The sequence below is a fragment of the Bacillus pumilus genome, assembly GCF_009937765.1.
Taxonomy (GTDB): Bacteria; Bacillota; Bacilli; order Bacillales; family Bacillaceae; genus Bacillus; species Bacillus pumilus_O.
Map to the genome: position 1 here is coordinate 1,668,412 of NZ_CP047089.1, position 17,922 is coordinate 1,686,333.

The 17,922-nt window shown below is 35.6% G+C and carries 20 protein-coding genes and 3 pseudogenes; 16 read left to right on the top strand and 7 right to left on the bottom strand.

Features of this window, described 5'->3' with window-relative positions:
* Positions 1-3 precede the first annotated feature (3 nt).
* The 15 genes and pseudogenes from GPS65_RS08070 to GPS65_RS19850 form a co-directional block, all read left to right on the top strand.
* Positions 4-852 (top strand): hypothetical protein, encoded by an 849-nt coding sequence (locus GPS65_RS08070; RefSeq protein WP_161985395.1) that lies wholly within the window; start codon positions 4-6, stop codon positions 850-852.
* A gap of 419 nt (positions 853-1,271) precedes the next feature.
* Positions 1,272-1,907 carry a hypothetical protein gene (locus tag GPS65_RS08075; protein ID WP_161985396.1) on the top strand — a complete coding sequence of 212 codons (636 nt, stop codon included), beginning with the start codon at positions 1,272-1,274 and terminating at the stop codon, positions 1,905-1,907.
* A gap of 73 nt (positions 1,908-1,980) precedes the next feature.
* A complete protein-coding gene (locus GPS65_RS08080; RefSeq protein ID WP_161985397.1) occupies positions 1,981-2,739 on the top strand; it encodes a hypothetical protein in 759 nt (252 codons plus the stop codon).
* Between the two features lie 47 nt (positions 2,740-2,786).
* Positions 2,787-3,029 carry a DNA-binding protein gene (locus tag GPS65_RS19845; RefSeq protein ID WP_406900447.1) on the top strand — a complete coding sequence of 81 codons (243 nt, stop codon included), beginning with the start codon at positions 2,787-2,789 and terminating at the stop codon, positions 3,027-3,029.
* A 65-nt stretch (positions 3,030-3,094) separates the two neighbouring features.
* Complete coding sequence (locus GPS65_RS08085; RefSeq protein WP_161985398.1) at positions 3,095-3,775, top strand: hypothetical protein; 681 nt, start codon at positions 3,095-3,097, stop codon at positions 3,773-3,775.
* Positions 3,776-3,824: 49 nt separating this feature from the next.
* Entirely contained in the window at positions 3,825-4,208 is a 384-nt protein-coding gene (locus tag GPS65_RS08090) for a DUF2750 domain-containing protein (protein ID WP_144458667.1), read from the top strand.
* Between the two features lie 24 nt (positions 4,209-4,232).
* Complete coding sequence (locus GPS65_RS08095; RefSeq protein ID WP_144469284.1) at positions 4,233-4,859, top strand: hypothetical protein; 627 nt, start codon at positions 4,233-4,235, stop codon at positions 4,857-4,859.
* A 56-nt stretch (positions 4,860-4,915) separates the two neighbouring features.
* Positions 4,916-5,523 (top strand): annotated as a pseudogene (locus tag GPS65_RS08100) (hypothetical protein).
* Positions 5,524-5,546: 23 nt separating this feature from the next.
* Positions 5,547-6,230 (top strand): DUF7003 family protein, encoded by a 684-nt coding sequence (locus tag GPS65_RS08105; RefSeq protein ID WP_161985399.1) that lies wholly within the window; start codon positions 5,547-5,549, stop codon positions 6,228-6,230.
* A 39-nt stretch (positions 6,231-6,269) separates the two neighbouring features.
* Entirely contained in the window at positions 6,270-6,746 is a 477-nt protein-coding gene (locus GPS65_RS08110; protein WP_161985400.1) for a hypothetical protein, read from the top strand.
* A 47-nt stretch (positions 6,747-6,793) separates the two neighbouring features.
* The gene (locus GPS65_RS08115; protein WP_144469289.1) at positions 6,794-7,192 is read left to right on the top strand and encodes a YxiG family protein; all 399 of its coding nucleotides are present in this window, start codon (positions 6,794-6,796) and stop codon (positions 7,190-7,192) included.
* 57 nt (positions 7,193-7,249) lie between these two features.
* Positions 7,250-7,597: a YxiJ family protein gene (locus GPS65_RS08120; protein ID WP_161985401.1), complete on the top strand. Its 348-nt coding sequence runs from the start codon at positions 7,250-7,252 to the stop codon at positions 7,595-7,597.
* 18 nt (positions 7,598-7,615) lie between these two features.
* Complete coding sequence (locus GPS65_RS08125; RefSeq protein ID WP_161985402.1) at positions 7,616-7,993, top strand: hypothetical protein; 378 nt, start codon at positions 7,616-7,618, stop codon at positions 7,991-7,993.
* 53 nt (positions 7,994-8,046) lie between these two features.
* Positions 8,047-8,922: an alpha/beta hydrolase gene (locus GPS65_RS08130; protein WP_161985403.1), complete on the top strand. Its 876-nt coding sequence runs from the start codon at positions 8,047-8,049 to the stop codon at positions 8,920-8,922.
* Between the two features lie 1,108 nt (positions 8,923-10,030).
* A pseudogene (locus tag GPS65_RS19850) lies at positions 10,031-10,615 on the top strand (AMP-binding protein); the annotation flags it as partial.
* A 195-nt stretch (positions 10,616-10,810) separates the two neighbouring features.
* Here the strand turns inward: GPS65_RS19850 and GPS65_RS08140 are convergent.
* The 3 genes from GPS65_RS08140 to GPS65_RS08150 all read right to left on the bottom strand — a co-directional run bounded on the left by GPS65_RS08140 (position 10,811) and on the right by GPS65_RS08150 (position 11,852).
* Positions 10,811-11,038, bottom strand: a complete 228-nt coding sequence (locus GPS65_RS08140) for a hypothetical protein (RefSeq protein ID WP_144458515.1) — start codon at positions 11,036-11,038, stop codon at positions 10,811-10,813.
* Between the two features lie 140 nt (positions 11,039-11,178).
* Positions 11,179-11,430, bottom strand: coding sequence for a hypothetical protein (locus tag GPS65_RS08145; RefSeq protein WP_238389142.1), 252 nt, complete (start codon positions 11,428-11,430; stop codon positions 11,179-11,181).
* Between the two features lie 137 nt (positions 11,431-11,567).
* On the bottom strand, positions 11,568-11,852 hold the full coding sequence (locus tag GPS65_RS08150) for a spore coat protein (protein WP_144458514.1): 285 nt from the start codon (positions 11,850-11,852) through the stop codon (positions 11,568-11,570).
* 853 nt (positions 11,853-12,705) lie between these two features.
* Between GPS65_RS08150 and GPS65_RS08155 the strand changes: the two are divergent.
* Positions 12,706-13,290: pseudogene (locus tag GPS65_RS08155) on the top strand (site-specific integrase); the annotation flags it as partial.
* Between the two features lie 118 nt (positions 13,291-13,408).
* Here GPS65_RS08155 and glnA read toward each other — a convergent pair.
* The 4 genes from glnA to hflX all read right to left on the bottom strand — a co-directional run bounded on the left by glnA (position 13,409) and on the right by hflX (position 17,866).
* Positions 13,409-14,743: a type I glutamate--ammonia ligase gene (gene glnA / locus GPS65_RS08160; protein ID WP_012010051.1), complete on the bottom strand. Its 1,335-nt coding sequence runs from the start codon at positions 14,741-14,743 to the stop codon at positions 13,409-13,411.
* Positions 14,744-14,802: 59 nt separating this feature from the next.
* Positions 14,803-15,213 carry a MerR family transcriptional regulator gene (locus tag GPS65_RS08165; protein ID WP_144469015.1) on the bottom strand — a complete coding sequence of 137 codons (411 nt, stop codon included), beginning with the start codon at positions 15,211-15,213 and terminating at the stop codon, positions 14,803-14,805.
* A gap of 91 nt (positions 15,214-15,304) precedes the next feature.
* Complete coding sequence (locus GPS65_RS08170; protein ID WP_144458512.1) at positions 15,305-16,585, bottom strand: methionine gamma-lyase family protein; 1,281 nt, start codon at positions 16,583-16,585, stop codon at positions 15,305-15,307.
* A gap of 18 nt (positions 16,586-16,603) precedes the next feature.
* Complete coding sequence (gene hflX, locus GPS65_RS08175) at positions 16,604-17,866, bottom strand: GTPase HflX (RefSeq protein ID WP_144474338.1); 1,263 nt, start codon at positions 17,864-17,866, stop codon at positions 16,604-16,606.
* Between the last annotated feature and the right edge of the window lie 56 nt (positions 17,867-17,922).

Below are 17,922 nucleotides of genomic sequence, written 5' to 3' on the forward strand. Positions count from 1 at the left end.
TTATTGATAAGTAAAATAACTACAGAGAAAGTAATCGATTTTCCAAAAGAAGATCTAATTTATTTTAATGTTGGAAGAGATGAGAAAATATATAAGGTATTTCTTATTGATGATCAACTAATACTTCAAGTAGTCAAGGATCATATTATTATAATGAATAAATCATTAAATGAACTTGATTCTGATAGCTATATTTATTTAATACAAGAAATAAACGATACCATTGTCATTGTGTTTGAACAAGATTATATATGTAAAATAAATTTTTTAGATTTAAAACAAAATAATATGGTAGAAATATGTTCATTTTTACTAGGTGTTAATACATTTCATCTGGATGAAAACGGATTATTATGGATTGGTATGTCAGAAGAGGGGATATTTGATGAATTAAATCCTAAGGGTAAAGGAATTTACTGTATTAACTTAATTATAGGAGAAATGTTATTTGAGGAAGAATTTAAAGGGATAATGTATGAATGCTCTTCAATACAAACTCTAGGTTCAGAACTATACACTAGCTATGAAGAAGAGCAAAAAATTGTTATTTCAACTTTTTCTTACGATTTAAACCCTGAAAATCAGTCATGTCAAAAAAAGAAAATGTACCACCTAGATAGAAAAGAATACAGGTACTGTGACCAACTATATGTTTCTGATAGTCAAATCTTGTTATTTAATAATATGGAAAATAAACAGTATGCTTTTAAAATAGTTGACGATGAAACGTTTATTATGAAATTATTTTTAGATGGAATTGATCCCTCACAGTGTGATCCTACTTACAAAGTAGTTGGAGAATATCTTTATATTTTGGTAGAAAATAAGCTATATAGAAGTAAATTAATGTAGTAATAAGAATGTCACGAATTACTTTTAGTATTAAATTTAAAACCCTCTCTAGGAATTAGGGAGGGTTTTATACTGGAGGAAAAGTTGAAGAAAGTTAAATTAACACGATTACCAAAACAATCACAGATATCGAAAAAGAAATAACAAAAATCGCACTGAGTATAGTGAAAGAAAAGCAAAAAGATTTTCGAGAATTAGGATTATCAATCAATGTTGAATTAGCGATTCGTATATGGACAAAAATATAGAGGGAGAGATATTCATGTTTCAGATTGTTTTACAGCAGGTTATCATTCATCCATATATTTTTCAGTAGGTATCTTAATGGCGAAGAGTTTCATGAGAAAGCCATTCAAAGCCATGATGAATAAAATCTTATTAGGAGGCTTATAAGGAGTGCACTTGAAAATATACAATTAATGTCAGATGATGATCGTGGAATTTTAGCCAGACAATCCCTTTGTGTGACTGAAATGTTTTTATACGAATTAGAAAAGAAATTTCAAACAAAAGATTGTGAGGCTATTGTTTTAATATGTGGCTCTTTTAAAGACTACAAATTAATTAGTACTTCAAAAGATGAACCAGACATCTTATTTTTAAAAAATACGTACGAGCTGGAAGTACCCTTCCGTTACAGTGAATTTGAACATGCAATAAATAAGAAAAAGATCTTAGCTGACACTTGGGAAAAATCGATGCTCTATCTGTGTGAACTGAAAAATTGGGACAGTCAGCAAGTCAAAGCGGCATTTCAAAAAATGAAAGAAAAGGAATATAAAGCAGAGATAAAAGGAAAACAAAGAAAATTAAGTCCTGATAAAACAAAGAAAGCATATCCTCTGATTGAATTAGATTTAAAGCAGTTTACTCTTTATCTTGTAGTTGAAGACAATAAAAGAAATATCTTAGATAAAAAATTAATTGCAGAAACCGATACCTACTTAGAAGATATTTCGTATCATATGAGAGAGCTTAAATGGTTAACGGATCATGAAGTGGCACTTTTCAAACGTGCACATAAAACAGTTTATACAAGTATACGTTTATCGTGATAAAGCCAAATGAGAATAGCATACATAACACTTGATGAAATAAAGAACGCATTATATAAGGAGTGTATTCCAAATGGGTTTTTGGGAAGAAGAACATAAGAAAAAGAGCATCATGATCGGTGATGACGGATTAGATATTTTTGAAGAAGCGATCGAACAATTTTATGAAATGACTGAGGAACATTTGGAGAGAAAGCCAACGATGGATGAAATGCTTTTAACAATTATGATGGCCTTAAACAATGGAGGTAGTCACTATTTTGATGATTTAAACGACAAAGAAGTAACGGACATTAAAATAACAACTAAAAAAGCAAAAAATTTAAGTGACATTGAACCAGGAGCTATTATTGAACTCCCATTAGAAGAATATGGAGAATTGAACTATGCTTTGATCATTTCGGGTGAGGGAAAAAATCAATATGATGATATTTTAATCCAATACTATGATTTGTTTGTTGATGAAAGAATAGAAAAAAGTGAGTTAAAACAATTGATAAAAAAAGAGAATGGACTATTTGTTGCAAATACAGGCCTGACAGGCTTTTTAAGTGGTTCATGGAAAGTCATCACAAAAATAAATAAAGATTTTATAAAAGAAGAGGATCTTCAAAATCTGAAATTCGTGGTATACCGAGATGAAAATTATTACGTAAGCGAGGGAAAAGAAGGTTCTATTGCACCTGTTATGGACTTAGAAATTGCTGATCCAAAAACCGCTAAAATGATATTTAACCCGATTGGTATGTATGGCGAATACACTATTATAAACATTCTTTCTTTATATTTTAAAGGGATGTCGATGGAGGATATTATCAAATATGAAATATAGGCAGTTTACAACGTGAAGTGAGTTTTGAGAAAGGAATGGTGTAATGAATAGACGAGCCCAAAATGCTAGACTGTTTAAATAAAATAAGACAAGTCTTGAAGGGGATGATCACAAGAGAACAAGTATCTGATTGGGCTGAAATTTACGTTTCTTCAGACGAACCAGAAATAGACGATGATCAAGTTTGGGGTATGTTGATTCTTTTGAGTGGAATTGATTTGAAAGATTCACCTAATTCTTACTTACATTGTGTAGATGATTTGAATGATTGGATAGAAAAGTACCAATAGTTCCTATATATCAGCTTACTATATTCATATGGTTAAGCCCCCATCTAATAAAAGGAGTGAATGTTATGCCTGAAACAGTTATCGCAATTCCGGGATTTTGGTCACATCATTTAAAAGAACTTGAAGAATTGAATGATTATATATTCGTGAATGATCGAATCATACATAAACGAACTGGAACTGATTACGACCTTGAAGTAGTGGATCATATTGATCAATTAAGCGAGACTTTCCTTCCAAATGAACAATTCAATTCAGAAGAACTTAAACAAATAGATACGCATCAAACATGCTTATATATCATTGGGGTGACTGAATCCTTAGAAGAAATAAACGCGCTTGTGCAAGTTACTACGGATTTACTAAAGATTGATGGCATGGCAATAAAAGTTGAATCATCAGGTCGTTCTTTTATGAAGAAGACATGGCAAAGTTTAATAGAAGAGTTCAATCCTTATCAATATATGACTACTATTGTTCAAGAAAGTGATGTTATATATGTGACAAGTGGTTTTCAACAATTTGGAGAGCCGGAAATGATGTTTGAAGGGTTTCATGCTGATGAAATAGAGCGGTACTTTTTAAACTGGATAAACAAATCTATTCAAGAAAAAAGAGAAGCTTTAAAAGAAAAGGTGATCTATGATGAAGGTCAGCAGATAAAGTTAGATCTTATTGAATACGATTTTTATCCCGAAGATGATTTGTTTTACAATCCATATGGAATCGTCGTCTTCAATAAGTAATGTCTAAAAACAAGCCGTTACAGTAGATCAATAGAAAAGGAGTGACGCGATGTCCATGCATCCGAAAGAATTAGAAACCACCGTCCAATTACCTGCGAAAAAGCGTTATGACTACTTCATTAAAAAGATTGTTGATTTTGAAGAAGTATGGTCATTAAGAAACGAGAAGGGATGGGTGATGTCAGAGGATGAATATGGTGTACCGCAGCTTCATTTTTGGCCGACAGAGGATCATGCCGCTTATTGTGCGATCGACCAATGGGAAAAATCAGTGCCAGAAATGATTGATTTAGATGATTTGATAGAAGAGTGGCTACCCGGAATGATAGCAGATGGAATCAATCCGTCGATTTTCTATAATCGAAATGATTCGGTTTCAACTGAAATTCAAACATTAAAAGAAGATATAGAGGAAGAATTAAAAAACTACTAGTTCGACAAGAGTGGAGGTAGTTGTTTGAAACGGCTTGAAGACTTATTTATTCGTTCAGAAAAAGAATTCAAATTCTATCAGAATTTAGTAGACCATGTGTTTGACACAAATAAAGAGCTACCACAACAAGTCTTCCGTAAGACATTTGACTGTTTTTTGTTTCAAGAGTTTGATTGGGCATTGAGTGATGATATTTTACCAACCATTAAAGAGTTATCATTTGTTACACAAGATAGAGAATTTTTAACTGCAGTCCTTCAACCAGATCCAACCGAATATTATTTGAAGGAATTTGGTTATTATAATTGGCTGAAAGCGAATGTAAACATTTCAAGTGAGGATTATGTTAATGCACTATGGACGCATCCAAAAGAGTCTATAGCAGATGATATCATAACGAATTCGTACATAGTGGTCTGGTTATCACATTCTTTACAGTGGGCGATTTGGACAGATAGAGATATGGAAATTTGTATCATAGGAATGGCATCAACAAAAGATTCTGTGAAAAATATATTAAAAGAAGGGTGGAAACCAATGGATCACCCTGTTTTAGCAAATTGGTTTGAAGGATTATTGAAGGATCAAAAAACATTCAATGACTATTACACCCAAATGCTTTCTCATTATGCGTCATGTTACAAGCGTTGAAATGGAGTATCAATGACTGATGATAGATTTACCCGTAGATATGAAAGGAGCATAAAGTGAAACATTTGTTTATATCCGATCCAAAAGAATTTGAACATGTTCTATCGTTTGTTCATTCGCTCATTCACAGTACGAAGACATTTCCTGATCAAGTGTTGAAAACGAACACCCCTCATTATTTATTCGAAGAATTCCATTGGTTGTTATCAGATGATAGCTGGGAAATGTTAAAAGGTTTAGCTTTGAATCATCATGATGACTATATACTCATGGCTGTATTAGATGAGCAGAAGAGTATGGATGATTATTATCATGATTTTGGTTATTATCCTTGGGTGAAAATCCCGTTAAACCTCACACCAAGTGATTACCTCGATCTCTTAACGGATTATCCGATAGAGAGTGTAAATGATAGCATAATGGATATTGCTTCACGTGTGATATGGTTTTCCCCTTCTGCGAAATGGATCATTTATGGCGAAAGAAGTTATGAGATAGGAGTACTAGCAGTTCATCAATTAGAACAAATGAATAAACAATTGTTAAAAACGTGGAGAACTTTAGATGAGATTGTATTAGATTGGATTTCAGTTGTATTTCCGAATCAAAACTTCCTGATGATTTTAAAAAGGAACTGATTCGAAATTATACAAACGTAGTATGAAATAACTTCATAAGGAGGAAGACATGAATCAAATAGACAATGTGTTATCTATACTAGATGAGTCTTTCCTAAATAAAGAGTTTCCTTTATTAGATAATGGGAACTTTGATTTTGCCAAAGGGAAGCTTTCTCTATTTACGAGAGAGGAAAATTGGTTGATCACGATTCAATTATTCGGTTTATCGAAGGTAGGACCTGCTATTGATTTTTTTGCGATTGGTCCTGAGTTGAATAATGAATCAATCCATTTTCTATTGGATGAGCTTTTTGATTTCGTGGATCATCATCATGAAATAATAGATGATGATGAGATAGAACCTGGTTTCACTAAGCATCCTTTACGTATTAGATTAAATGGTGACTATTTTCATGTTCAAATACCAGAGTCATGCCAAGCTGATGTAACAGAGGAAAATGAATGGATTACTTTGTTAAGAGAAATGGCCAAACATCAAGATTTGCTGGATAGTTTATGGATGACAGATCAAGAACAATTTGACATCGTTCAGCATGTATATGATAAATCGCTCTATACAACTGAATCATGGTTTCATCCAGAAACGCATAGCCAACTACCTAGTCGATCTCCTTTTTTTCAATCGGTTGCGAAGAGTTTGATCTATCAAGATCCAACATGCATTGTAAATATAAACACGAACACTGACTGGAGATTATGGTCAGATTTTGATACTGTAGAATATTTTTAGTTTCGTCTGATGTTTTAAATTGATGAGGTGGAACAAGTAATGAGAATCGTATTAGCAAAAGAGAAAAATTTATTCGAAACAAATGAATTATTAAAGAAAATCAATTTAAACGTAGAAGAGTATAACTGGATCATAAGCGATGTGACACTCACAATGCTTCATGATCGGAAAAATCAATTCCATTCAGAAGTGATGCCGGATTACACGGATTTTTTATTTCTGAAGGGTGAACATTTTAAAAAATTCTTACATGACTATTCTTATTCTTTTATTTTCGCTGTTTTGACCGCATTGCCTCGTCATGTAGATCATTTGAATATCAGTTCAATACCTCAAATTGAAGATAATGAACGATATTGGAATGTGAATTATACACCCGTTATCCCTCAAGCCGTGTTTGAAATCGGTTTTTTTGATTCGACAGATGTTATTTTTACGGGAGATCAAAATATCTTAAGCGAATTTCGAAAAAAAGCGGACTTTATTTCATTTGAAGAATATTTACAAACTCCGTGACATGATAAGAATAGAGTTCACCCTGAAAAAATAGGAGAGTGAATGAGATGTTTAATAGTGTACAAAAATGGATCGATTATCTAGATGGTGGTTGTAATGTACTTGGAGTCACATTTGATTTGTTTCATAAAGAATTAATACTGAGCGTAAAAGTATCAGAATTAAATAAAGTTACTCAACATGAATTGCGATTTATGAATGTGGCGAGTTTTTATTATAATGGGGGTGAAGGTAATGATAGATTTGAAGAATTGATACAAGAAGAGATGAATTGGCAAATTTTCGAATGCAGCTACCATCCTCAAGGGATAGGGAACCTTAAAAATGTACTTCTTGAAGAATTTGATGCAAATGCAAATTTTCTATTTAACATAAATTGTATGTTAATCGCGATAGAATCGAAAAAAGTATGTTTCGACTCACAGGAATTTATTTGCAGTGTTTAGGAAGATCTCATTAGCGTCTAAATAAGAAAGAAAAACATTTAGGGATGGGGAAAATCCATGAAAATCAGCCGTGATAAACAAGATTTATTCGATGATGTAAAACAACGTTATCAATACTTATTAGATTCAGTTTATCCAGATGATATCGTCTCTTTTGAAGAAGAAACTGGTATATTTTCAGATGATTTTTATATGTTTTTTTCACTTGTTGCAGGCAGTTTAAGTTATGTGGTCGATCATAAACGAATACCGAAAAAACAGTTAACCGTGCTGCGTCAGTCATTTGAAGAGCAATATCCCCAAATCAAATCGTATCAACAGATCCTTGAATCATATCCTTTATTGCATTCCTATGTTCAATACCATGAAAAAACAAGAAAACGCATCATTGCACTTTTACAATAACCTTTTGGAGGACAAAAGATGACATGGTTTTTAGATGAAAAAATCCAGAAACAAATCCCTGATTTCGATATCAACCATCTAAAGCAAATCAATGAATTTCACTACTTTAAAGAGTATAATGAACATTACGACTTGATCAATTGTATTGTTCTGCACATTCCATATGAATCCCCGAATCTACAAGTAGACATTCATCTGAAATTCACCAATGTCTCTTCTGTTAAAATCGAAGATTTGGAGTTAACAAACGATTCCTATCTTTTTTTGAACATTCAACTTTTGGATAGAGGCTGGGAATATTTGAATTACTTTGTTGAAGACTATGAAGAACAGTATTTTTCTTTTTATTGTCAAACGGTTCAAGTCATACAAGTCGTATCAAATGAATCGGGCTAGTCTATCATCATATGTGCTAATCATGCTTCTTCATTCCAACACAGAAAGGTGCAATGACATTGAATCGAATCATGAAATGGCTCTTATTTGCGGCGGTCATCGCTGGATTATTGGTATGCGCATTCTTTGTGTTCCGTTTCAACCAGCCTAAGCCGACGACAAACATCCATTATGCAGACACACAAAACAAACAGCAAACACTCGATATGTACATGCCAAAGGGCAAAGATGAAGACAAAAAGAAGAAGCATCCAGTCATGATCTATCTCCATGGCGGCGGCTGGACGGGCGGCGATAAGAATAGAGTCGCTTCAAAGGCTGATTATTTTACTAGTCAAGGGTATGTGTTTGTTTCAATGAATTACAGGCTTCACCCTGATGCCAACTACGAACAGATGGCAGATGATACGGCAAACGCCATTAAATGGGTGAAGGATCATGCGGATGAATATCAAATCGATTCATCAAAAATCAATGTTATGGGTCACTCAGCGGGCGGTCATTTGACGGCGCTGGTTGCCACAGATTCGACCTACTTAAAACGTGTGGGGCTGTCGCCAAAAACAATCAATTCCATTGTTGTTCTAGACGGACCGTTAAACCTCAATCAATTTATACAAGCTATCCCATCGTACAAAAAAGTCTTTGGCAAACAGGAGGAGAACTGGACAAAGGCATCACCTGTCACTTATATGAATCAAAAGAATGTACCTCCTGTCTATTTGGTTACAGGCTGGGAAAATCCTGAGGTGTACCGATTTGCAGAAAAACTGAACCATGATAAAGGGTCTAAGTTTGTCTTTCGGGTCCATTCGCTGAGCCATAGTGACTTGAATAAATGGTTTGGATCAGACAGAGCACCGAATGAAGCACAGGATATGACAAAGGCAGTAATGACATTTTTAGATTTATACAATCACTCACGATAGAAATGTTAAGCAATTTAGCAATATTATATTTAAAATGTTAGAGAGTAAAGTAACTAGTAAATCAAAGTGTTATTTATTCAATAAATGTGATTTTATAATAGTTAAAACAGCTTACTTTAATAGTAGGCTGTTTTTTATTAATAGAAAGTAAGTATAAAACAGCTTTGTTTGATAAATTAAATACCCATTTATTTAAAAGGGTATTTTGGATACTTATAAATTGTGTGTGTTAGAAAATAAATAGTAGTAAATAATCATTTTAAGGTAAAAACATCTTTTTTTTCCAAATTAGATATAATAAGTGTTAGAATATTTTGTGAGCCATTAGTTTAATTTTGAATATGTATAAGAGTATTATTCCCTATAGTCTTTGGGAGAAAAAAGTTTATATTAACTAGGCATAAAACTATATCATAATTTTTATATAACTGTGAGGAGAATATAAATGAAAATGAATTATAAAAATAAACAAAAAAAATTTAACCACTATATTAATGCATCAAATCAAAAAATTAAAGAGTATGAAGAATTTATATTTCACTTTGATAAAGATATGATCAATAAATTTAACTCTTTATCAAAAAAATTAGAGGTTGAATATAAGGTTTTATTTCACACTGTTTGGTTTATACTTTTAAATAAACTGATAGAGTTAGATGAGATATATGTTAGCTCTATTGATGTTTCTTCACCTGTTGAAAATAATTATAGTAGCGCAGCTATAAATTTAAAATTCGATAAAGTACTAACTTTTTCAGACTTATTATTAAAAGTTGATTGCAATAAACAATCAGAGGTTGGATTAAGTAGTAGTAATAATAGTAATAGATATTTGATCTTTTTTTGTGAAAAAGAGGGTTATTTACCACAAGAAATAGATGGCTTTTTTAACAATGATTTAGTTTGCTCTGTTATTGATCTATTTACAGTAAGGCTTACTTATAATGTTGGAGTATATAATAATTTCTATGTTTCTAATCTATTAAATTATTTGATTAATATTATTGATCAACTTAATATTGATCCCGATATACTTCTTGGAGAAGTTGAAATTGTATTAGAGTTGGAGAAAAATAATATATTGACGAAGTTTAATGGGACTAAAGTGATGTTTCCACAAGATGAAACGCTTCATTTTCAGTTTGAAGAACAAGTTAAGAAATCTCCTGAAACAAAAGCTGTTGTATTTGAAGAAAATGAATTAACTTATCAAGAGTTAAACGAGAGAGCGAATCAACTAGCCTATAAGTTGAGAGAAAAAGGAGTAACGCGAGAAGATTTTATTGGCATTATGACAGAACGATCAGTTGAGATGATTGTGGGGATATTAGGTGTACTAAAAGCAGGTGGAGCTTATTTACCTCTCGACCCTACTTATCCAAGTGAACGAATTGAGTATATGCTTCAGGACAGTGGTGCGAAATATGTATTGACCCATGAAAATATAAGCGTTCCAGAAACATTTTCTGGCGAAATTGTGAAAATTGATGATTTGGCTTTAACAGAGAATCCTAGAACGAATCTCGAAGAGATTAATGAGTCCACAGATTTAGCCTATCTTATCTATACTTCTGGAACTACTGGAAAACCTAAAGGTGTTATGGTGGAACATAAAAGTGTAAGCAATTTTTGTTTAATGGGTGAGACTTTTGGTATTTCATCAGGCAGCCGTGTGTTACAATTTGCCTCTTTTAGTTTTGATGCCGCAGTAGGTGAAATCTTCCTGATCTCTTTCATAGGTACGCCTGCCAACCTCATTTCCACAGCCTTCTGTTTGACTTCAACCGGATAACTCACTCTTGTCCCCATAGAAAAAACACCTCCATGTTTTATTTCGGATCACAACGATCCGTTTTCAAACTTGAAGGTGTTTTTTATTTGTCTCATCTTATGGGGTCAGTTCCGTATAGCTTAAAGCTTTTGTATTATGTATCATATCCTCAATCCTACCCCAAAGCATTTTAATTTGTTTTCTATCATGATCATCCTTAATTTCCTTTTTAAATTTTTCTTGTTCAGAAAAATTAGCAATATGCATATTTTTCCCAAACTGTTGCAAATATAGTTGTGCGTTTGTAGCATCATCAAATGACGTTTTACTGTTAGTTTTATTCAAAAAACTCACCTCCTAAACTTATATCGGAGATGAGTTGGGAATTTTTAGGCATTCAGTGAAATGGTTTTATTTAACGTAAAATTCAGATGTATAGAACGTACCAACAGTTTCAACGTGGTTACCATGTTTATCGTAACGTTCTACTTCAACCTTGAATCAATATGTACCTTTCTTGATATCGAATTCATCGTACTGTTTCTCTGCTGGGTTAAGCGGTTTGGTGAATTGGTTTTAATCGTCTCCCACTTTCCATAAACCTTGCGCTGCGGAATAAGGTTCGGTTCTGCGATATAGTCATTGTCATTTTTGACAGCAATACGAACAACCTTATCCTTTCCTAAAATGTGATTCGCTTTTTTTGGATTAGCAGATACACCAAATTTTGATGCCATGCTTATCAGCTCCCTTTTTATATTTTCGCGCTCCTATCCCTCACCAAAAGCACGTGCAGCCATACACCCAAAAAGATGACTATTCCCATAAAAAAAACGCCCCAGAGGGACGCTCAATATAAAAGTAAGATTAAATTTTATCTATTCACACGACGACAACAAGGATTTTTCAAGTCACTTCCACAATCGTACTCTTCAACACAGCACTCACTCTCATACGATTCTGTCACTGGATAAAAATTCTCAATCCTTTTGATGTGTTTATTTACATTTGTAATATGAGTTGGATGAATTCGTCTGATTGTATTCTCACTAGTTGTTTTTTTGACGATATTACGTGTTGGTGAAACAATTGTTTCGTCCTTACAATGATTTCCTTTACGAGAACCAAAGAAAAAATCGTCCATTCTGTTGCGGCTCATATCAACACCCTTTCAACAGTTTTTACTTTCATCACAGCATATGAAAAAATAGTCAGATTGTCCTCCACAAGTATCATTAAAAATGGAAAAATCCACTTATTAACCATGTTATTTTCTCCGGATACGGCCGCCTTGTCGAAAGTACGTTTCGCGTCTCGTGCCCATTATTTCTTCCTAATCGCGCGTCGTTATCGGATCAGCACCTCTCTTCTTACTATTAGAACAAGGAGCAATGCTTTTAAATTGCTTTAATGTCTCTTTAGAAACAGAATCCCTGATCTCATTTCACTCGCTCCTTGCCGAATAAGCACCACCATACGCTATTCGCCTAAATAGATTTAGCAATGATGACTACACTCCGAGAGGATGCCAAGTACAGTCAATCATCAATTAAAATGAAAAACTGTCCTCGATACGGCTGCCGCAGACCAGCTGCTATCCAGGCTCAGAATGCCCCTCTCGTATGGCCACATTCCTCAACACCTTTGTTCCGTATCCAGATACGCCATTGATAAGGGAAAGACGCGTCTCCCAATAAAAAAAGCGGACACCAATCAAGGCACTTAAAGTGCTCAATGATCAGCGTCCGCAGGTTCTTCCTTCTGGACAAAATATTCACGTTCGTTTTGCTTGTCTCTATCATACGATGATCCACTTAGGAAAAAAGGTACCCTTTTTATCCCCCTTTTTGTCGGTTTTTTATCGGCATTACAAATAAAAAAAGTGCCCATAAAGATGGACACTCTAGTTTTAAAAATCATGTTCAAAATCGATGTCATATAAATCAACCCATTCAACAAAATCAGGCATAGCTTTTGTACTTAAAAAGTGTTGAACAATTCTATATGCTTCTTATGGGTACATATATTATATATACTTTAAAACCTTGTTGAGCACAGGGATGCGAAAAGGTGAAGCAGCAGCTTTACAATGGACCGATATTGATTTAAAAAATAAAAAAATAAGTATAACTAAAACTCTTGATTTTAGAGCAAAAAATCAAAAGGAGCTATTCGGTGACCCAAAAACCTTTACATCAAAACGGATCATAACTATTGATCAACAATTGGCTAATGAACTACACGATTTAAAAAGACGTCAAAATGACGCCAAACTTGTTCTTAATGACGTTTACATGCATGCAATGAATTTAGTATTCTCACGGAAAGATGGTTCTCCCCTTCCGAAATCATCTTTATTCAATGCATTTGAACGTATACTTAAACAAGCTGGCCTACCAAAAATGCCTATCCATGCCCTTCGACACACCCACACCGTTTTACTTTTAGAATCTGGGGCATCTATGATATATGTTCAAGAGCGACTGGGCCACAAAAGCATTAGAGTAACATCTGATATTTATTCTCATATCAGCAAAAAAATTGACCTGGATTCAATGAATAAATATGAAGAGTATATCTCCAAGATAATGGAGTGATTTTTTTATCATTTTTTGTGGGTGAATTGTGGGTGGCGGCTTCTTCATTTTGAAATATTAGAAACACCCACAAAAATAAAATCCCCCTGAAGCCAATGGCTCCGAGGGGTTTTCTTTATTAATACTGAGACATATACTGATCGCGTTCCCATGGGTGTACTTGGGTTCTAAACATATCCCATTCGATTTCTTTTGATTCGATGAAATGTTCGAATAAGTGATCGCCTAGTGCGTTGACCATAACTTCGTTTGACTTGAGAAGCTCAAGTGCTTCTGCAAGTGTTGCAGGCAGATCAGAGATGCCGTTTTCAAGGCGCTCTTCTTTGTCCATGACATAGATGTTTCTGTCGATTGGTGCTGGTGCGTCTAGTTTGTTTTTGATGCCGTCAAGACCTGCTGCAAGTAATACGCTTAGTGCAAGGTATGGGTTTGCAGATGGGTCTACGCTACGCACTTCTACACGTGTGCTGATACCGCGTGATGCTGGGATACGGATCAACGGGCTACGGTTTTGTGCACTCCATGCCACATAGCAAGGTGCTTCATAACCAGGTACAAGACGCTTGTAAGAGTTCACCGTTGGGTTTGTGACAGCTGTGAAGCTTGTTGCGTGCTTCACGATACCTGCGATAAAGTGTCTAGCTGTCTCACTTAATTGTAAATCTGCTTTTTCATCAAAGAATGCGTTTTTGCCATTTTTGAATAATGATAGGTTACAGTGCATACCAGATCCGTTTACACCGAACAATGGTTTTGGCATGAATGTCGCATGAAGCCCGTGCTTTCTCGCAATTGTTTTAACAACGAGTTTGAACGTTTGAATGTCATCACAAGAGCGGATAGCGCCTGCATATTTAAAGTCAATTTCATGCTGTCCAGGTGCTACTTCATGGTGAGACGCTTCAATTTCAAAGCCCATTTCTTCAAGCTCAAGCACGATATCACGGCGGCAGTTTTCGCCTAGATCTGTTGGTGCAAGGTCAAAGTATCCACCTTTATCGTTTAGTTCAAGCGTTGGTTCGCCTTTTTCATCTAATTTAAATAAGAAGAATTCTGGCTCAGGTCCAAGGTTGAAATCACTAAATCCTAGGTCTTCCATTTCCTTTAAAATACGCTTTAAGTTGTTACGTGGGTCTCCATCAAATGGCGTCCCGTCTGGTTTGTAAATGTCACAAATAAAGCGTGCAACTTTACCTTTTTCTGCTGTCCAAGGGAAAATAACAAATGTGTTGAGGTCTGGGTATAGATACATATCTGATTCCTCAATACGTACGAAACCTTCAATAGATGAACCGTCAAACATACATTTGTTATCGAGAGCTTTTTCTAACTGGCTCACAGGAATCTCAACATTTTTAATCGTTCCGAGAATGTCTGTAAATTGCAGACGGATGTACTTTACGTTTTCCTCATTTACTAATTTTACGATATCTTCTCTTGTGTATTTTGCCATTTCGTAAAACTCCTCCCCTACAAAAGGTAAAATTGTATAGCAATGCTTTTGCTAATTGGTTAACGGAAGAACCTTGACATATCCCCCTGCCTAAAGGTCGTTCCTTGTTGGAAACGTCCAGCCTGAATAAGTTCCTTCTTCAGTAGCTTCCTGAGTTCATCATCTGTCAAGTTGTTCTTCGCTGTGGTTTTCTCCTCGGTCTTTGCATCAGACACTGGATGCTCTGCCTCAGCTTTGGCAAAAAGTTTTTTGATTCCTGCCATGTTTACACCTTGTTCGATGAGGTTTTTAATTTCTAGTAATTTATCAACATCATGGAAAGAAAATAATCGGCGATTCCCATCACTTCTTGCTGGAAATACTAATCCATTTTCCTCATAATAGCGAATTTGCCTTGCAGATAATTCTGTTAGCTGCATGACAATCCCAATTGGGAATAAAGGCATTGAGCGGCGAATGTTATCACTCATCTCAACTGTCTCCTCCTCTTTGCTTAAATTTATTATATGTCATGTTATATTATGTGTCAACAATATGTTAGGAATATTAACATGTATTTTTTTATTGAGCAGGTATGTCGATAAAACCTTGTTCCAATAAGGCATCTACAGCACTGCAAATTGCATTTTTTACATGTGCATACGTGAGTCCACCTTGAACATAGGCTGTATAAGGTGGTCTGATCGGTCCATCGGCTGACAATTCGATACTAGCCCCTTGGACGAAAGTGCCCGCTGCCATAATGACATCATCCTCGTATCCCGGCATATAGCTTGCATGCGGTGTGACGTGACTGTTGATCGGAGATGCATATTGAATCGCCTGGCAGAATGCAATCATCTTTTTAGGATCTCCAAATTCGACGGATTGAATTAAATCTGTTCTTTTCGCATTCCATGCTGGGTTCGTTTGGAATCCGAGCTTCTCAAGAAAACGAGCCGTGAACACTGCACCTTTTAAGCTTTGCGCCACAACATGCGGTGCTAAGAAAAATCCTTGATACATCTCCTGAAGCGCATACAGCGAGGCACCCGCTTCACTGCCGATGCCCGGAGATGTCATTCGATAAGAGCAAGCTTCTACCCATTTTTCTTTTCCAACGATGTAGCCGCCAGTTTTGGCAAGCCCGCCGCCTGGGTTTTTAATAAGCGAACCGGCCATAAGATCCGCTCCCACATGACATGGCTCTTGTAATTCAGTAAATTCACCATAACAGTTGTCCACAAACACAATGATTTCTTCATTCATCTCTTTCACAAATGAAATCATTTGCTCGATTTCTTCAATTGTAAAGGAAGGTCTTGACGCATAACCTTTTGAACGCTGAATGCCGATCACTTTTGTTTTAGAGGAGATCGACTTTTTTACTTTGTCATAATCAACCGATCCATCTTGGCGCAAATCAATGGCCTTGTAATCAATCTGGAAGTCTTTTAATGAGCCTGTCCCTTCTTTGCCGCGAATTCCTACAATTTCTTCTAACGTATCGTATGGTTTTCCAGTCATATAAATCAATTCATCGCCAGGTCTTAGCACACCGAATAACGCAATGGAAATCGCATGTGTACCAGAAATGATCTGCGGACGGACAAGTCCGCTTTCTCCTCCGAAGACATCCGCATAAATTTTTTCTAACGTGTCTCTTCCCATATCGTCGTAGCCATATCCGGTAGTTGGATTAAAATGAGAGTCACTGACTCTATGCTTTCGGTAGCTTTCAAGCACCCGCCATTCATTTTGTTCACTCTTTTGATCAATTTGCTGATGCACGTGTAAAATGTCTTGCTCTGTTTCTGCTGCTACTTTTTCTAAAATACTGCCGTGTTTTAATGTATGAAACATCTTGATTTAATTCCTTTCTTACAACATATACTTCTTGATTTGACCTAATATGGTCTGCTCCTCACCACTAAATCCGGTGATGTCATAAAGTTCTGCTTCTTTTTGAAATTCTAGTGATTCCACAAGCGTTTCTGATTTTAATGCGGAGATGAGCTTTCCTTCATACGCTGGGATTTTCACATGATATGGCTTTAAAAAGGCTTGTTTCAGTTCTGCCATTATATCTGCTTTTAATCGCTTCACATCTTCTTCTCGTCTCGCACTGATTAACAGATGACGGTGCTTTGAAGATGGGATGAAATCCAGTCTGATTTGATCTTCTTTGTTATAAACCGTCAGCATTTGAATACGATCTGCTTCTAATTCCTCTAACAACTCATGAACCGTTCGTTCGTGCCCTTCATAATCCTCATTAGAAGAATCGATGACATGAAGCAAATAATCGGCTTCTTTCACTTCTTCAAGAGTGGAACGAAATGCCGCAATGAGTGTTGTTGGGAGGTCTTGGATAAAACCAACGGTGTCTGAAATTAGCACACTGTAGCCAGATGCTAATGTCATCTTACGTGTCATTGGATCAAGTGTCGCAAACAGTAAATCCTCTTCATGACTATCTGCATCTGTTAACTGATTAAACAAAGTGGATTTCCCAGCATTCGTATACCCAACAATGGCGATTTGGAACACACCATTTTTCTTCCGGCGTTCCCGGTATCTTGTCCGGTGTTCTTTGACGGTAGATAATTGCCCGTTAATTTCGTGAATACGGTTTCGAATATGGCGTCTATCTGTTTCAAGTTTTGTTTCACCTGGACCTCTTGCGCCAATTCCGCCTCCTTGTCTTGAGAGGCTGATCCCTTGTCCGCTTAGTCTCGGCAAGGCATACTGAAGCTGAGCAAGCTCTATTTGTAGCTTCCCCTCTCTTGTCCGCGCTCTTTTTGCAAAGATGTCCAAAATCAATTGTGTTCGATCGATAATTTTCACTTCTAAGGCAGTTGCCAAAGCTTTTAGCTGACTCGGAGACAGTTCGTCGTTAAAAATAATGACATCACATTCGAATTCCTCGCAAAGCACTTCAAGCTCTTCTACTTTCCCTTTACCGATATATGTTGCGCTGTCTTGTCTATTTCTCTTCTGCGTCATTACGCTGACAGCTTCACCACCAGCCGTTTTGGTTAAGGAAGCTAATTCTTCCATTGAGTATTGAAAGCGTTCATCCGTGACATGCGGCAATTGACAGCCGACAAGGATCGCTTTTTCTGTCATTTCATGTTCATTCAACGTCAGTTGTTTCCTTTCTGTACTTAAGTTTTCAGTAGTACCATCATACCAAACAC

Excerpts from the sequence above, each read along its gene's own strand:
- GPS65_RS08075 (WP_161985396.1), top strand. The coding sequence starts at position 1,272 with ATGTCAGATGATGATCGTGGAATTTTAGCCAGACAATCCCTTTGTGTG.
- GPS65_RS08080 (WP_161985397.1), top strand. The coding sequence starts at position 1,981 with ATGGGTTTTTGGGAAGAAGAACATAAGAAAAAGAGCATCATGATCGGT.
- GPS65_RS08085 (WP_161985398.1), top strand. The coding sequence starts at position 3,095 with ATGCCTGAAACAGTTATCGCAATTCCGGGATTTTGGTCACATCATTTA.
- GPS65_RS08090 (WP_144458667.1), top strand. The coding sequence starts at position 3,825 with ATGTCCATGCATCCGAAAGAATTAGAAACCACCGTCCAATTACCTGCG.
- GPS65_RS08105 (WP_161985399.1), top strand. The coding sequence starts at position 5,547 with ATGAATCAAATAGACAATGTGTTATCTATACTAGATGAGTCTTTCCTA.
- GPS65_RS08110 (WP_161985400.1), top strand. The coding sequence starts at position 6,270 with ATGAGAATCGTATTAGCAAAAGAGAAAAATTTATTCGAAACAAATGAA.
- GPS65_RS08115 (WP_144469289.1), top strand. The coding sequence starts at position 6,794 with ATGTTTAATAGTGTACAAAAATGGATCGATTATCTAGATGGTGGTTGT.
- GPS65_RS08120 (WP_161985401.1), top strand. The coding sequence starts at position 7,250 with ATGAAAATCAGCCGTGATAAACAAGATTTATTCGATGATGTAAAACAA.
- GPS65_RS08125 (WP_161985402.1), top strand. The coding sequence starts at position 7,616 with ATGACATGGTTTTTAGATGAAAAAATCCAGAAACAAATCCCTGATTTC.
- GPS65_RS08130 (WP_161985403.1), top strand. The coding sequence starts at position 8,047 with ATGACATTGAATCGAATCATGAAATGGCTCTTATTTGCGGCGGTCATC.
- GPS65_RS08145 (WP_238389142.1), bottom strand. The coding sequence starts at position 11,430 with ATGGCATCAAAATTTGGTGTATCTGCTAATCCAAAAAAAGCGAATCAC.
- GPS65_RS08150 (WP_144458514.1), bottom strand. The coding sequence starts at position 11,852 with ATGAGCCGCAACAGAATGGACGATTTTTTCTTTGGTTCTCGTAAAGGA.
- glnA (WP_012010051.1), bottom strand. The coding sequence starts at position 14,743 with ATGGCAAAATACACAAGAGAAGATATCGTAAAATTAGTAAATGAGGAA.
- GPS65_RS08165 (WP_144469015.1), bottom strand. The coding sequence starts at position 15,213 with ATGAGTGATAACATTCGCCGCTCAATGCCTTTATTCCCAATTGGGATT.
- GPS65_RS08170 (WP_144458512.1), bottom strand. The coding sequence starts at position 16,585 with ATGTTTCATACATTAAAACACGGCAGTATTTTAGAAAAAGTAGCAGCA.